Annotated in this window: 7 protein-coding genes; 4 read left to right on the top strand and 3 right to left on the bottom strand. The window is 46.9% G+C overall.

What is annotated here, in order from left to right:
* Positions 1-281: 281 nt before the first annotated feature.
* The 3 genes from GC102_RS17930 to GC102_RS17920 form a co-directional block, all read right to left on the bottom strand.
* Positions 282-1,337, bottom strand: a complete 1,056-nt coding sequence (locus tag GC102_RS17930) for a response regulator transcription factor (RefSeq protein WP_246320986.1) — start codon at positions 1,335-1,337, stop codon at positions 282-284.
* Between the two features lie 5 nt (positions 1,338-1,342).
* On the bottom strand, positions 1,343-3,157 hold the full coding sequence (locus GC102_RS17925) for a sensor histidine kinase (RefSeq protein WP_171690756.1): 1,815 nt from the start codon (positions 3,155-3,157) through the stop codon (positions 1,343-1,345).
* A 62-nt stretch (positions 3,158-3,219) separates the two neighbouring features.
* Positions 3,220-5,676 (bottom strand): glycoside hydrolase family 2 TIM barrel-domain containing protein, encoded by a 2,457-nt coding sequence (locus tag GC102_RS17920; RefSeq protein WP_171690755.1) that lies wholly within the window; start codon positions 5,674-5,676, stop codon positions 3,220-3,222.
* 233 nt (positions 5,677-5,909) lie between these two features.
* Between GC102_RS17920 and GC102_RS17915 the strand changes: the two genes are divergently transcribed.
* The 4 genes from GC102_RS17915 to GC102_RS17900 all read left to right on the top strand — a co-directional run bounded on the left by GC102_RS17915 (position 5,910) and on the right by GC102_RS17900 (position 15,371).
* Positions 5,910-6,821: a carbohydrate ABC transporter permease gene (locus GC102_RS17915; RefSeq protein WP_171690754.1), complete on the top strand. Its 912-nt coding sequence runs from the start codon at positions 5,910-5,912 to the stop codon at positions 6,819-6,821.
* A gap of 11 nt (positions 6,822-6,832) precedes the next feature.
* The gene (locus GC102_RS17910; protein ID WP_171690753.1) at positions 6,833-7,702 is read left to right on the top strand and encodes a carbohydrate ABC transporter permease; all 870 of its coding nucleotides are present in this window, start codon (positions 6,833-6,835) and stop codon (positions 7,700-7,702) included.
* A gap of 137 nt (positions 7,703-7,839) precedes the next feature.
* Positions 7,840-9,237, top strand: a complete 1,398-nt coding sequence (locus GC102_RS17905; protein WP_171690752.1) for an ABC transporter substrate-binding protein — start codon at positions 7,840-7,842, stop codon at positions 9,235-9,237.
* A gap of 164 nt (positions 9,238-9,401) precedes the next feature.
* Positions 9,402-15,371, top strand: a complete 5,970-nt coding sequence (locus tag GC102_RS17900) for an OmpL47-type beta-barrel domain-containing protein (protein WP_171690751.1) — start codon at positions 9,402-9,404, stop codon at positions 15,369-15,371.
* Positions 15,372-15,554 lie beyond the last annotated feature (183 nt).

Here is a 15,554-nt window from a genome sequence, read left to right as displayed (position 1 = left end):
TATCAAATTATGACGTATTACGCCTATCCGAAATCGATACTTATATTAGAATCTTGAAAAAACAACCTCTCGTGGGCAGTCTAGCCTTTGGGAGGTTGTTTTTGTCGATATTGCGTTGGCGTGATGCCGACCGCTTTCTTGAAGAGCATATAGAAATACCCAGCGGGGGCGGATATTATTACGGTGTTCTTTTCGGAAAGCGTCCAAACCTTTTAGGCCGTTATCAATGGCCCTGTCCCTTTTTTAACTCGATTCTGCACGGAATCCCCCTGTCCTAGGGTCTATTCTTCCGTTGACCAGTTGTTGCGCTGCTTATCCCTGAATTCTTGAGGAGAAATACCGTACATTTTTTTGAACAATTTGGAGAAGTGAGGATAGTCGCCAAAGCCGCAGTTTTCGGCCACGGCAGAAAGCTTACTATCGTCGTTCTGCCGTAATTGTTCCTTTGCCTTTTCCATTCGAAGCTCAGAAAGCAGTGCGGTAAGCGGATGATTGGCGGTATCACGGATTAGTTTGCTTAAATAGGCCGCTGTAATGCCGCAATGAGCGGCGATGTCATGGATCGTTAAGGCCGGGTTTGCATAATGTTTATTCAAATAAGTCACGACTTGTTCATAGATTCTTCTATTGCGCGGGGAAGTTCGCGCTGCAATCCAGCTTGCCTTGTCAGTTAGGTCGATTTTCCAGCGCTCGTAAGCTTGCTGATCATTCATCTCAGCGCTTCCAAAAGTGCTTCCCAGAACGGGCATGGAGGGCCAGGATGCGAGTAGTTCTGTTTCGTAGGCTAGTTTGATATAGCCAATTAGATGTTTTTGCAGGGTGGGATTAAGATCCCAGTCTTGACATTTGTTTTGCCAGTTGGTGACTGTTTGAAGAAGGTTTATATGGTCTCCGGATGCGATAAATTTGACGATGGAATCGACTGTCCTTTTGAGATCGAGCATGATGTTCGCTGATAATTGCGTAATCCAGTGATTCTGATTTCGACCAATAACTCTGAGAATAGCTTCATTCATTTTTTCTTGTGTGATCGGTTTGACCAGATAATCAGCAACACCGGACTGCAGCGCAAGTCTCGCATACTCAAAATCGGAATGACCGGTCAATATGATGCATTCCATATGCGGATAACGCTCCTTGACCGTTTGAATCAACTGCAAACCATCCATGACCGGCATGCGGATATCTGTCAGCATAACATCTGTGCGGGTTCCTTCCAGCAATTGCAATGCTTCTTTGCCATTTCGGGCCTCACCGGTAACGACTAAGCTTTCGAAGCTGTTGGTAAGTAAAACACGCAGACCGGCACGAATCGTCGGCTCATCATCGACAATCATGATATTCACAGAGGCACCTCCTTGTTTTTCCACGGCACTGTCATTTGGACGGTGACCCCGCCGCCTGGTGTGGGTAGAAGATACAACCCATACGGCTTGCCAAATAATAGACGGATGCGGCGATGGACGTTCAGCAGGCCGATTCCCGTGGTACGGGGCATCGCGGAATTGGCTAAAGGGGAAGGTTCCTCTTCGTCAGTTAACAATGGCGTTGCTCCAGCTTCCTGGATATCTGTCTCTTCGTTTCCGGTATCGGCAAATAAACGATTAAAATGTTCACGCTTCTCCTCCGATATTCCCACCCCGTTATCTTCAACAAAGAGTACGCAGTTTCCATCGCATTCTTCACCCCATATTCGAAGTCCATATTCTCCTTCCTCTGTAAAGCCATAATTGAATGCGTTCTCAAGCAATGGCTGCAACGTTAGCTTAACGATTGGGCAAGGGAGCAGTTCATCCGGTATTTCGATATCGACCAGCAGCTCGCCGAATCTTTCTTCCTGTATGCGCAAATATGTCCTTACATGTTCAATTTCTTTGTGGAGCGGTACAATAACTTGCCGCTTCTCGATGGCATAACGAAAGAATTGGGCAAGTGACGTACACATGACGCTGATGTCCGGCGTCTGATGAATAATGGCACGGCAGTTTATGGTTTCAAGGGTATTGTATAAAAAATGTGGATTTATCTGGTTTTGCAGGGCTAGAATAACGGCTTCTCGCTGACGAAGCTGTGCAGCCATTTTCTCCATGCGCGTATCATACACTTCTCCGATCAGTAGGGAGATCTTCTTGACCATTTGGTTAAAGACAAGACTTAGCTTGCTGATTTCATCCTGATAAGGAACAGGGGCGGCTACCTGGAAGTCGCCTTTCTCTACTTTGCGCATAACATGGAGCAAATTTCTCAGCTGCCTTGTTAATTTTGAGGAAAACAGAAGGGACAGCATAAAAGCTAAAATGATCGAGAGGCTGACAATGATTGTGTTGATCTTCTTGATTTGATTAATACGCTTGTAAATTAATTCCTCGCTTATGCTGACATTGATCAGAAATTCACCATCAGCCACATGCTCTTGAAACTGAACGAGGTGTCCGTCTGAAACATTCTTAAATTCGTTGGACGAGACGTAAAGCGTGTCGCCAAGCTTATTTTGAATTTGGATCGCAGTGTTGACGCTAGTCAAATGTTGAAAATACTTGCCGAATATGTCCGGATTAAGCCGTACGACAAGCATGCCATCGTGCCCCTGTAAGCCATACATGCCCATCATGATATAGACGGTTTTGGCGGATTTATCTTGATTAAAAAGCAATTCGTTGGAAGGCTGCCCCCAGATTTCACTTGATTTCTGCTGAAAGTGGGAATACCACTGCATGTGATATGGATCCACGCTTTCATTCATGGATAATCCATAGTCGTGAAAGAAGACGCCGTCGTCTCTGTAGAAAAAGACGGAGTCTACGTCGCCGGGGTAACGCATACGGAAATTGCCCAGTTGCTTCGAAGCTTTGCGCATGTCTTCAGTCAGCCCTCCGGGAGCAGCATCTGCTTGTAAGAGTTCGTCGCCTTGATCGGAGTAAGCGATGAAATAAAACATATCGGATACAATCGTCTTCAGTGTAGCATCCAGATTGGAGCTTGTTTGATTAATCGATCGCTGCATGCGGTCAATTTCAATTTCCTTGGTTATGTCCCGATAGTAAACCTGAGTAATCATATTGGTAATGATGTTCGGAATAACAGCAACAACAATCATCAGTACAAATAGCTTGGTTCGCAACGATCGATTCATCCATAGTTGTACGATGAGCTGCATGGAAGGCGACACATCCTTACTAAACAAGATTGAGAACAGGTTTGTTTGTAATCAGAATTGATTCATTTTGGTGAAAATAATGCTGGAATCAACGGTTCACTGGATTCAGCTAATGTACGAATGGATACCGTATCCGGACGTATACCCGAAGATGCAGCAGTTATCCGTATTTCACCGGAACTGGAGGAAGATTGAACAATTGCCATACATAGCCCGTGAAATGCGTGACGCTCCGTAGCTTTGAAGCTTTCATGGCTATCTGGTTTACCGTTATCAACGCCAATTAAGCGGCCTTCCCCTTCAATAACGAAGGATACGAGAGATTCGGCATCGGGTACGGTGTTGCCATCTTCATCTTTAATGGATACAACGACATGGACGACATCCCTTCCATCAGCCGTAATGGCTTCACGGTCAGGAATAAGTTCAATTCGGTTTGGTAGTCCCGCTGTACGAATTTCCTTCACACTTACTATATTTCCTTGACGTTTGCCAACTGCCCGAAGAACACCCGGCTCATAAATCACGTCCCAAGAGAGATGTAAATCGGACGTTACTGTCTGTAGGCGCAGCGGGTCGTAATGACCGTAGTTTCCTGACATCCCCGGATATGGAAACTGATAGCTTTTTTGGCCATAGGATTTACCGTTAACGAACAGCTCTACGCTGTCGCAGTTTGTATAACATAGCACGGGTATAACAGTGCCTTCTTTGCCCGACCAGGTCCAATGGGGAAACAGATGGAGAACATCGGACTGGCTCCATTGGCTTTGGTAGAAATAATACGCATCTTTGGGAAAGCCGCATGTGTCGATTGGAGCAAAGCTCGCATTTTTGTCTGGCCAACGCGCTTCGCCGAGATAATCAATGCCTGTCCACATGAAGTCACCGGCAACGTAGTCATGCATTCGTGTGAATTTCCATAAATGCTCGGCTTGCAGCATATTGCTTCTATAGTTTCTCCGTGCCAAATGAGATGGAGGATTATTCAGCTCGTATTCGCCTCTTGCCCCATAAATGGCGGCGTTTTCACTGCCAATGATAATACGCTCTGGATTGCGATGTCTGTCATCCGCATATAAGGTTTCTCTACGAGTTCCCCAACGATCGATGTAATTATAACCTACGACATCGAGCGCTGTCAGAAAAGATTCCGTCGTAGCCACGGGCTGCGCCTCGATACAGTCGCAGGCGGAAGTGACCAGACGGGTAGGATCTTCCCGATGGCAGATGTCCGCCAGACGTTTAAGCGTCTCAGCCCCTTCCTCCGTCATCTGATCACGAATTTCATTGCCGACACTCCACAGAATAATACTGGGATGATTCCGGTCTCGATGGATCATGCTTATCAGATCATCCTCTGCACAGCTTGGGAAATGCTGATAGTAGCCGAAGCGCGTGTCCCCCGGATCATCATGGGTGAAATTTTTTTCTTTGCTGATCGTCCATTCGTCGAACGCTTCGTTCATGACGAGAAAGCCCATACGGTCACACATATCCAACATTTCCGGAGACGGAGGATTATGACTCATCCGGATGGCGTTGCAACCCATGGTCTTGAGTATGTCCAGTCTCCTTTGAAGTACTCGTTCTGGAACGGAAGCTCCTACACATCCGCCATCATGGTGCAGACAAACACCATTCAATTTAAGGGAAACATCGTTGAGGAAAAAGCCGTTGTCACAGTCAAAACGGATGCTTCTGATGCCAAATAGCGTTTCCACGGTATCGATGACATGATCATTGCATTGAATCTGCGTATAGGCTTTGTATAGATAGGGCTGATCGACAGTCCACAGATGGGGTTCCTGAATATACAATTGTTCGTTTGATTCGGCTTTACCGTTCGCTTCAAGATATAGTCGACTATTGGTTTGGCTGACGATGGCGTCATGCTCGTCGACGATCGTAGTCACCAGGAGGACGTCTCTTTTCTCATCATGCTCATTGGTGACTTTCGTGCTAATCGCAACGGTCGCTGATTGTCCGGATATCTCGGGCGTGGTGACAAATGTCCCCCAGTTAGGAATGTGAAGCTTGTCTGCGACCAGCAGCCATGTATGTCTGTAAATGCCTGAGCCGCTATACCATCTGGAGTTGGGCTGCTGGGAATTGTCGACCCTTACAGCTAAGGTATTGCTCTGGCTGTTATTTAAGTAAGGAGTAAGGTCGCAAATAAATCCGGTGTAACCGTTTATGTGTCGGCAGAGGTGATGACCGTTCACCCATACATCGCTATTCATATAAATACCATCAAAGATGATGTACACCTTTTTGGCGCGATAATCGTCCGGGATCAGAAAAGTTTTCCGATACCAACCGATTCCCGTTGGCAAATAGGCGCCGTCACCTCCAGCAGGATGTTTCTCGTCGAATGAGCCTTCAATACTCCAATCATGAGGCAAACCGATTGTTCGCCAACCTGAATCGTCCAGGTCTGGCCGCTGCCCTTCATGAATATCCTCCTGAACAAACATCCAACCCGAATCGAAGATTTCTTTGTTTCTTCCTGTTAGCATAATGCGAGCCCCTTCCCCTGTGCGTGTTTATTTGAAATCACCAATTCTCCGCGAATGTGCCGGAATAACTAAAGAATATCACGCTTAATTAACGACGTCTTCAGGCTTAGTCTGTATTGATTTTTGTAGCACAAGAGATGTCGTTGGATGACATCGACCGTTAAGTGGACGTCCAATATGATAAACGTGTACTCCAATCAACAGAGAGAAAACGAGGGAAGGGATAGAAGGAAATGAATAGAACTGCAAGCTCGAAGTGGCGAAGAACAGACAATCTATCTGCTTATATGATGATGACGCCTGGATTTGTGTTGTACGTCGTGTTTGTCTTTCTCCCCATGATGTGGGTGCTCTATATCAGTTTTACAAGCTATGACGGCGCAGGGACGCCTCGGTGGGTCGGGATAGACAATTTCGCTTATGCGTTAAAAGATCGGGTATGGTGGAATGCGGTATGGAATACATTCATTTTCGCATTGTTTAAAATTTTGATTGAAGCGCCGCTTGCGCTTATTCTAGCGGTCATTTTGAACAAAAAAGTATTCGCAGCCAATTGGTTTCGAACGATCTTCTTTTTACCGCATTTGGTGAGCATGGCTGTTATGGGTGTCATTTTTTATTTTCTGCTGCGTCCGGTTGATGGCGTTATCAACGGTGTTTTGCAGATGCTTCATGTGATTGGGGCACCTGTCGATTATTTGGGTTCACCCTTCTGGTCAATGACAAGTCTGATTCTGATTGGGATCTGGAGCGGTTTTGGCGTCAATATGATTTATTTTCTGATTGGACTGCAAACGATTCCGAAAGAGCTCTATGAGTGCGCAGATCTGGAGGGAGCTAGCGAGTCTAGAAAATTGATCAGTATCACCATTCCAATGCTAGGCCCAATCTTCTCCATTGTTGTGATGATGATGATCGTTTACACGCTGAAAACATTCGATATCGTCAAAGTACTCACGGATGGCGGACCGTACGGAAAGACCGAAATTATGTTTACATACATATATCGTTATTTTTTCAGTGATTCGACGACCTCACAGCAGCAAGGCTACGGTTCAGCTCTCAGCATTATGGCAACCGTCATTATTGGCGTTATCTCCATCTTATATTTCCGAATGCAGCGCAAAACACAGCACCAAGAATGAGAGGTACCGACATGAACGCAACAACCAAAGTTCAAAGAGTGAGGCTAAAACTCCTATTCCCGTCTTTTTTGAAAATAAGCTTTCTGGTCATTGTAGCTGTTATCACACTATTTCCAATTGTGTATGCTTTCTTTGCTTCCTTTAAACCGCTTCACGAGCTCATGTCGGATGGATCTTCACTTCTCCCGAAAACGTGGCGTTGGGCGAACTATCGTGAAGTGTGGGAGCTGTCCAATTTTGCAAGGTATTTCAAGAACAGTATTTTCGTTACCTTCTTTAGCGTCGTTATTATTATGATTAACTCTTCGATGTTTGGATTCGTGCTTGCTAGAAAAAGGTTGCTGGCAACGCGGATCGTGGAAGGCTTATTCTCAGCCACCATATTTGCCAGCTTCGGCTCGGCGCTTCTATTTCCGATTATGAAAATTGCCTTGCAGTTTCACATTCTGAATCTCTCTGGCGTTGTTATCGTGCAAGCTGCCGGTGGATTGCTAGTTAATACCTTCTTGATCAAATCGTTCATGCAGACGATCAGCAAGGAAATTGACGAAGCGGCGGTCATTGACGGTGCAAGCTTCTTTCAAATTTACCGTTTGATAGCCCTGCCGATTATGCGACCAATGCTGGCTAGTGTTGCGTTGTTTTCTTTTCAGGCTTCGTGGAATGATTTTCTGCTACCGCTTGTCTTTACGCTCGCCAATCCGGATTGGCGGACTGTTATTATTGGTGTTTACTCGCTCAGAAGCAGCGCAGCAGGTGCTACATCCTGGCATTTTATGATGGCGGGTTCCATGATTGCTTTAACGCCGATTGTTCTGTTGTTTCTCTTGTTGCAGAAGCAATTTATCACATCGTTATCGGGTGGAGCGATTAAGGGGTGAGTAGGATGAGGAAAAGGAGGTGGTCCCCGTGTAAAGGGATAGCTGGTAACTACGTTGAAGAAGTAAGTCATATGAAGTTGACAGGTTGTTTCAATTATTCAAGCAATATCTATTAATCCGTAGGGGGATACGAAACAATGTTAACTAATGGCAACAGGAAAATGAAGTCGGTGTTACCCGTAATCGTTGTTGGCGTTATGATGGTCAGTGTACTTGGCGCTTGCGGCAATTCAACTACAAACAATAAGGGTGGAAATGCAAGCGCTTCCCCGACAGCTAGCGGTCAACCCGTCGCAACAGCTCCTGCCAAAGAACCGGTTACGATAACGGCCTGGTCCAACGACAGATCGGCCATGGATGTCGTGACCGAACAAGTTAAGCAATTTAATAGCGCAAATAAAGATGTTCAGATAAACTACGTCGTGCAAAGCGATGATTATGCCAAGGTGCTTACGCTTGCTCTGCAAACCAATCAAGCTCCGGATGTGTTCACCAGAGTCGGCGGCATCGACTATGTCAAGAATAAGTGGGTGCTTCCGATTGAAGGGCTCGTTGACCAGAAGCTGATTAGCACGCTCAAACCTTTCACCTCTGGCAAGAGTCCTGATGGGAAGTTGTACTCGCTGCCAACGACGGCTATCACCTCGCGTCTGATTTACAATAAGGATTTATTCCGAAGTGCCGGACTTGATCCGGAAAAACCGCCTGTTACCTTCAGTGAAATGAAGGCAGCGGCCCAAAAGATTACGGAAGCGGGTAAAGGTGTGTCCTATGGAATAGGCATTCCGCTTAAATATGTCGGCTATGTCGATTGGGGGATTGACCCGCTTATCGCAGCAGGGAACGGTGATCTCTCGTCCTCTACGTACAATGTAAAAACCGGCAAGTTTGAAATGGACAAATACAAGCCGGCAGTAGAAATGGTTCGTGAGATCATCAAAAACAAATGGGCTTTTCCGGGTGCGAGCAGCCTGGACAACGATCCGATGCGCTCCGCATTTGCCGATGGGAAAATCGGTATGTTCATTGCCCAAACCTGGGATGTCGGCGTGTTGAACGATCAGTTCAAGAGCAAAGCGGATTGGGGCGTAGCGCCGCTGCCAGTACCTGACGGGACGGTTCATTCAGGGGGCGTAGCATCAACCGGCGGTTCCTGGTCGATCTGGTCCGGAAACAAACATCCGAAAGAAGCGGCGAAAGTCTTCGAGTTTTTTAACGGCTCTCAAATGAGCCAGGTTTTGCAAAAGTCGGGGAAAATTATTGCGCTGAATCCGGAAGCGGCTGACCCTAAATTTGCCTCGAACGTCAAAGGCTCGGTAGGTTTCCTGGTTAAGCCGAATGAGCGTTCGATGATGTGGCCGCCAAGTTCTTTTATGGAGATAAAGGGCAAAACATATCGTGACACAATCATTGAGCTATTCCTGACGGATAAGCCAATTGAGCCCGCTCTGCAGCAATTGAACGACACCTATAATGGCGCTTACGATACGGCACTTGCCGCAGGCAAATTTAAGAAAGAAGATTATACAAGATAAATTCATCAAAGACCACGCATCTCAAGTTTCATGATTTACAACGCAGCGGCGGCATTGAACTGTCAGACGCTGCGTTTTGTTTTTAATTACATGTATAGAAGTGTGGTGAAGGGCAGGCGGAGTGTGAGAACGGCACGTATTCATCAATTAGGAGGTAAAATATAATGAATGAACCAAGAAAAATAGTTAAACATTCAATTCTTTTGACTGTGTTTGTTTTCGTTTTTTCACTTGTTATTGGCTGTTTTCATTTGGAAAGTGCCCATGCTTCAGATGAAGTATGGAATGCCATCGATACAAGTCCGATTGTTGCACCAAACAGCGCACTTGATTTGTCCTTCATGAATGATGCGCCAGCAGGTAAACATGGTTTTATTAAAATCGACACAGACGGTGATTACTTTTTTGAGAATGATCCTGGGAAAAAAGTGCGTTTCTACGGAGCAAACCTCGTTAGCTCGGGATTATTTGGCACTCAGGAACAAGCTATTGTGATTGCGGACCGGATGGCGAAGATGGGTTATAATGTCATACGTTTACATGCACATGACTGGATGTATGACTGGGGACAAGGGATATTCAATAAGCCAACCTCCATGAATGTGGAGTTGAATACAGATAAGTTAGATAAACTGGAATATTTGATTGCTCAACTGAAGCAGCGTGGGATTTATGTCAAAATTGATGGTATGACTTTTTTTGACATGTCGCAGATTCCGGAAATAGCGCCTTACATGAATAGGGATCAAGCCTCAAATACGTTGATTCAGCTGATGCCTTCGGCCTATCAGGTTTGGCAATCAGCCGTTGATAAGTGGTTGAGCCACGTCAATCCCTATACCCAAATGGCTTTGAAAAACGATCCTGTACTGATTGGTGTAAGTCCGTGGAACGAAAGCATACTTTCAAACCTAAACCTGAATGACACGATGTTCAAACCCGAACTTAAAAATTGGCTGCTAACCGATTTCAATCTGTTTTTAACTAGTAAAGGCCGGATGCCGGTAAGTGCATTCCCTACTGCCTATTGGTCCGTATCGGGAGATGTCCAGAACTCTCTGGCTGAATACTTGACGCTGAAAACATTAACTGCCTATGACCAAATGAAAAATTACTTGAAAATTCAATTGGGTGTCAAGGCTCCCATCGGTGGCATGAACATGGGAGACGCTCCCCTGGAAGGCTATTGGCGGACCCATGCCGATGCCTATGAAACACATATGTACCATGCCTTAGTGCAAACAAAATTCAGTGATAGCCTCGGTAAAGGCTTCGTTTATAATCCGCTGAAATACCCTAGGCTCAGTTCCACTTTTTCACAGGAGACAGCAACCAGTTACAAGAAGGATTTTGACACCGACAGCCCATTCTTCTATTATTATCCAACCTTGTCGTTGAGACAGCAGGATAAGAAGCCTTTTGAATTAACGGAGTTTAATGACGGGCTTCCCGTAAAAGGCAGAGAGGAGATTGGCGTTATCGCAAGTGCAACAGCCGCTTATCAGAATTGGGATGTGATGAACAGGTTTGAATATGGCGGGGAAGTAGATGTACGAGATTTAATAGATAACGTTCCCTACGCTAATAATTGGCTGAAGATGACAGGAGATCCCCTAGGCATATTATCAGAAATCGAAGCTACTCTGTTGTTCCGCAGCAACATGCTAACACCAAGCAATCCTACTTTTGTGATTGTACGCGACACAACCTGGTCACATACGACTGGGCAGGCTAATCAATTTGTAGAAAACATCGTCAATTTGTCCTATATTCCGCATTTGTTTAATACGCAAACGGTATTTGCTGACAAGCCTGGACAGCCCTTTGCGATCTATAAGATCACACCAGAATTGACTGCACAGCAAATTGTGAGCGGCGATATTCCGCTAGAGAATAAGCTCAACATCACAGATGCCATGACGTTCAAGCAAGCTGCTGAAGTCCTGATTAATTCTTTGGACGATGCCATTTTAAAGAATAAAATGCTTACAAATCTGAATCAGAATAAATTGATTTCCGATACGGGAGAGCTTGTTTTTGACTTAAACTTAAATACCTATTTGGTTAACACCCCTAAAGCAATTGCAGCGGCTGGAGTGCTTAATAACAATACCTTCAATTTTGATCAAGGCTCTGTTAAAGGCGATGTCGATAAAGGGACCTTCTTTGCAGCATCATTAGATGATAAAGCACTCGCAAACAGCAATCGAATCTTAGCGAGCTATACAACAGATGTGAAGGCTACTGGAGAGCAGACGGTACCACAGCCAGATGGAACAGTTAAATATTATATGGGTACGTTGCCTACTTTGGGCAAAATGAACTCGGTCCAATTTAACCTTAAAACCACAAGGGAAGCAGAGGGATTCAAGGCATACAAGCTTGCCATGAATAGCGAGCGACTTGAAGAACTGCCCGTATTAGCAGCAGCGGATGGCGTCAAGGTGCAGTTAACGACGGATAAAGGATTTGCTTTTGAACTTGTTTATGCGCCTCTGATGGAGGACGATTATGAACAGGGCAACGTCCATGGTTGGCAGGATGTTAACGGCTTTGGAACATGGAGCATCATAAATGAAAGCGCAAACAATCATGTGTATGCCAACAATGATAACACCAAGGGCGGGTTGAAGCTGGTTGCCGGACAAAGTGCATGGACTGACTATAGCGTGAGTGCAGATGTCCGGGCGGGTACATGGACAGCAGAAGCAGGCATAATCGCCAGGTACCAGGACTCGCAAAATTATTACTATATGTCCTATAATTCGCAATACAGCATACTGCAAATCTGTCGCATGCTTAACGGCACGCAGACGGTGCTCAAGACGGTTTGGTTTGTATCGCCGCCTACTGCTGCGGACTATCATCGGTTAAAGCTTGAGGTGAAAGGGAATTCACTTATCGGGTACTTGGATGGGGTGCAGAAGCTGTCCACAACCGATACAGCCTTTACAAGCGGAAAAACGGGGCTGTTCGCACACCTGCAGAAGGTGAGTTTTGACAACTTTGTTGTGGTTGACATGGATGCTACGCCACCAACGGCGCCAGTCAATGTCGCCGGCCAATCTTTGAATAGCTCGCAAGTGAATTTATCATGGGGTCCGTCGACGGACAACGTGGGCGTGACGCAATACCAAATATACCGGAATGGTACGCTAATCGCCTCCAGCGGTTCGATGTCGCTGACGTATACAGACAGCGGTTTGTCGCGAGGGACTACGTATACGTATACGATCAAAGCGGCCGATATGGCGGGCAATTTGTCGGCGGCCAGTAATGAGATCAGCGTCACAACGTTCAACGCGCTGCTGAATGACGATTTCGAGCTTGGGAATTTGAACGAATGGAAAGATATCAACGGCTGGAAGACTTGGAACATTGTAGAGGATGGCGGCGCTAACCATGCGTATTACAACAGTGATGACACGAAGGGCGCACTGAAGCTTGTTGCCGGCCAAAGTGAATGGAATGACTACAGTGTGAGCGCGGATGTGAAAGTAGACGCTTGGAAATCTGAAGCTGGGCTAATCGCCAGGTACAAGGACAGTCTAAACTACTATTATGTCTCCTATAATTCGCAATACAACATTTTGCAAATTTGCCGCGTGCAGAACGGCACACAGACCGTACTGGCGAACAAGACGCTTGCTTCTTCACCAACAGTTGGGATGTATCATCAGGTTTCATTTACAGTTCAGGGCAGCTCCCTATTCGCGTTTTTGGACGGCGAACTTGTTGTATCCGCAACGGATACGAGCTTCGCAAAAGGGAAGATAGGCTTTTATGCGCACATGCAAAAAGTCAGTTTCGACAATGTGAAGGTAAAAGAAGACAGTGAAGCGCCAACAACACCAAGCGCATTGACCGCAATTCCGCTCAGCGGTTCGCAAACGTACTTGTCGTGGGGACCATCGTCGGACGATACGGGTGTCGTCAGTTATGCGGTATACAGAGACAATGCGCAAATTGCCACAGTCAACGCGAAGACACTAACGTATTTGGACAGTGCATTGTCGCCAAGAACGACTTATGCCTATGAGGTGAAAGCGGTGGATACGGCGGGCAAACTGTCGGCTTCAGGCGGTACGGTTACCGCAGCGACATACAGTTCGCTCTTACAGGACGACTTCGAACATGGCAACCTCCACAACTGGCAAGATATCAATGGCTATCACACGTGGAGCATCGTATCAGACGGCGGCACCAACCATACGTATGACAACGGTGACGATACGAAGGGCGGACTGAAACTGGTCGCCGGCCAAAGCGGATGGACGGACTACAGCGTAAGCGCGGATGTGAAAGTGGACGCTTGGAAGTCGGAAGTGGGGTTGATCGCCAGGTATAAGGATAGCCAAAATTATTATTACCTGTCCTATAATTCGACCTACAAGCTTTTGCAAATCGCCCGGATACAAAACGGCGTGCAAACCATATTGAAAAACAAGTCGTTTGCAACTCCTCTTGCCTCAGGAACATATCACCGTTTTTCGATTGCGGCCAATGGCAGCTCATTATACGGTTTTGTAGATGGTGCAATGATCTTATCTACAACGGATACAGCCTTTGCAAACGGAAAAATGGGGCTGTACGCGCATTTACAAAAAGTGAAGTTTGATAACGTGATGGTGAATAATGCAACGGCGCAGCGCTGGATGAGCGGCAGCTTGACGCCATCGGCACTGCAGGCGGGAAAAATGACGCTGACCTGGAGCGGGGCAAACGACGAACTCATCGTGCAAAATTACCGTATCTATCAAGACGGCGTACTCGTCGGCACTGTTTCTGGGAACATAACCTCATACGAAGTCAGCAATCTTCAAACGGGCCACAAGTATATATTCAAAGTGGAGGCGGGAAATGCAGCTGGATTCTGGTCGACGGACGGGCCAAGTTTCACTCTTGATCAGCAGGTTACGGATACAGTTCCTCCTGTGACATCGATTTCCATCGATGGGACGCCTATCAACGGTTGGTACACGCATCCGCTATTCATTACGCTTGCCGCTGCGGACGAATTGACTGCCGTAGCCCAAACAGAATATAGTCTCGACGACGGAACGAGTTGGCTCCCCTATGTTCAGTCGTTTCACTTGGAGCAAGAGGGCGTACAAACGATTCGTTATCGCTCGACCGATACGGCGGGCAATCTTGAGGCTGCGCGTAGCACGACGGTTCGGATTGATACGACGGCTCCGGTATCCACGTCAATACTGTCGCCTGAGCAACCGGATGGGCCGGATGGAGCCTACGCAAATCCCGTCACAGTGACGGTGAGTGCAGCCGACCCTTTATCGGGAGCGGCCAAAACCGAAACCAGCCTCGATAACGGGACGACGTGGCAGCTTTATACGGGCCCGGCCTCGTTCAACAAAAAAGGCCAGTACACGATGAAATACAAATCGACGGACCTTGCGGGCAACGCTGAGCCTCCGCAAAGCATTGGCTTTACGATCGCTGCGACATCCGTCAATTTGCAGCTGAAAGACAGCAGCGGTAATCCGCTCACCGGCGGAGCAATCAAATACTATGACGGCGGATGGAAGGACTTTGGCGTAACTGATGCTTCCGGAACGGCAAGCAAGTCGCTGCCGGATAAAGGCTATACGTTCGCCATGACCTATGCTGGGACCTACCAGGAGAAGGCGCAAAACACCGGAACGGACTCCGTCGTTACGTTCCAGACGGTCAACACCAAAGTGCAGCTGAAAGACAGTCATGGCAACCCGCTAGACAACGGGGCGGCGACCTATTACGCAGGGAGCTGGAGAACGATCGGAAATACAAACGGCGGAAAAATTAGCAAGGAATTGCTGCCTGGCTCTTACACGTTCGCCATGACCTATGCGGGGACCTACCAGGAGAAGGTTCAAAACATCGAAACGGACCCCGCCGTCGTCTTCCAGACAGTCAACGCCAAAGTGCAGTTGAAGGACAGTCAAGGCAACCCGCTGGACAACGGGACGGCAACCTACTATGCAGAGAGCTGGAGACCGATTGGACATACAAGCGGCGGAGAAATCGGTAAGGAATTGCTGCCTGGCTCCTACATGTTCGCCATGACCTACACTGGGACCTACCAGGAGAAATTTCAGAACATCGGAACGGATCCCGTCGTCGTGTTCCAACAGTGATCTCGGGCTGATGCTCCACGACCGGCATAGGGAAGGGGGAGCGGGAATTTGCCGCTCCCCTTTTCCTATTTGTTACAAAATCGCAAATCACAGAAGACACGACAGCATTGTTGTTTCCACGCCGGATCCTTAACATTAAAGTTAAGTAACAAGGATGGCTAGAACCAATAATCCCGTCATCCG

Origin of the sequence: Paenibacillus germinis (assembly GCF_013141785.1) — a bacterium.
In the GTDB taxonomy this organism is placed as follows: domain Bacteria; phylum Bacillota; class Bacilli; order Paenibacillales; family NBRC-103111; genus Paenibacillus_E; species Paenibacillus_E phytorum.
This window is presented reverse-complemented; position numbering and strand designations above follow the sequence as displayed.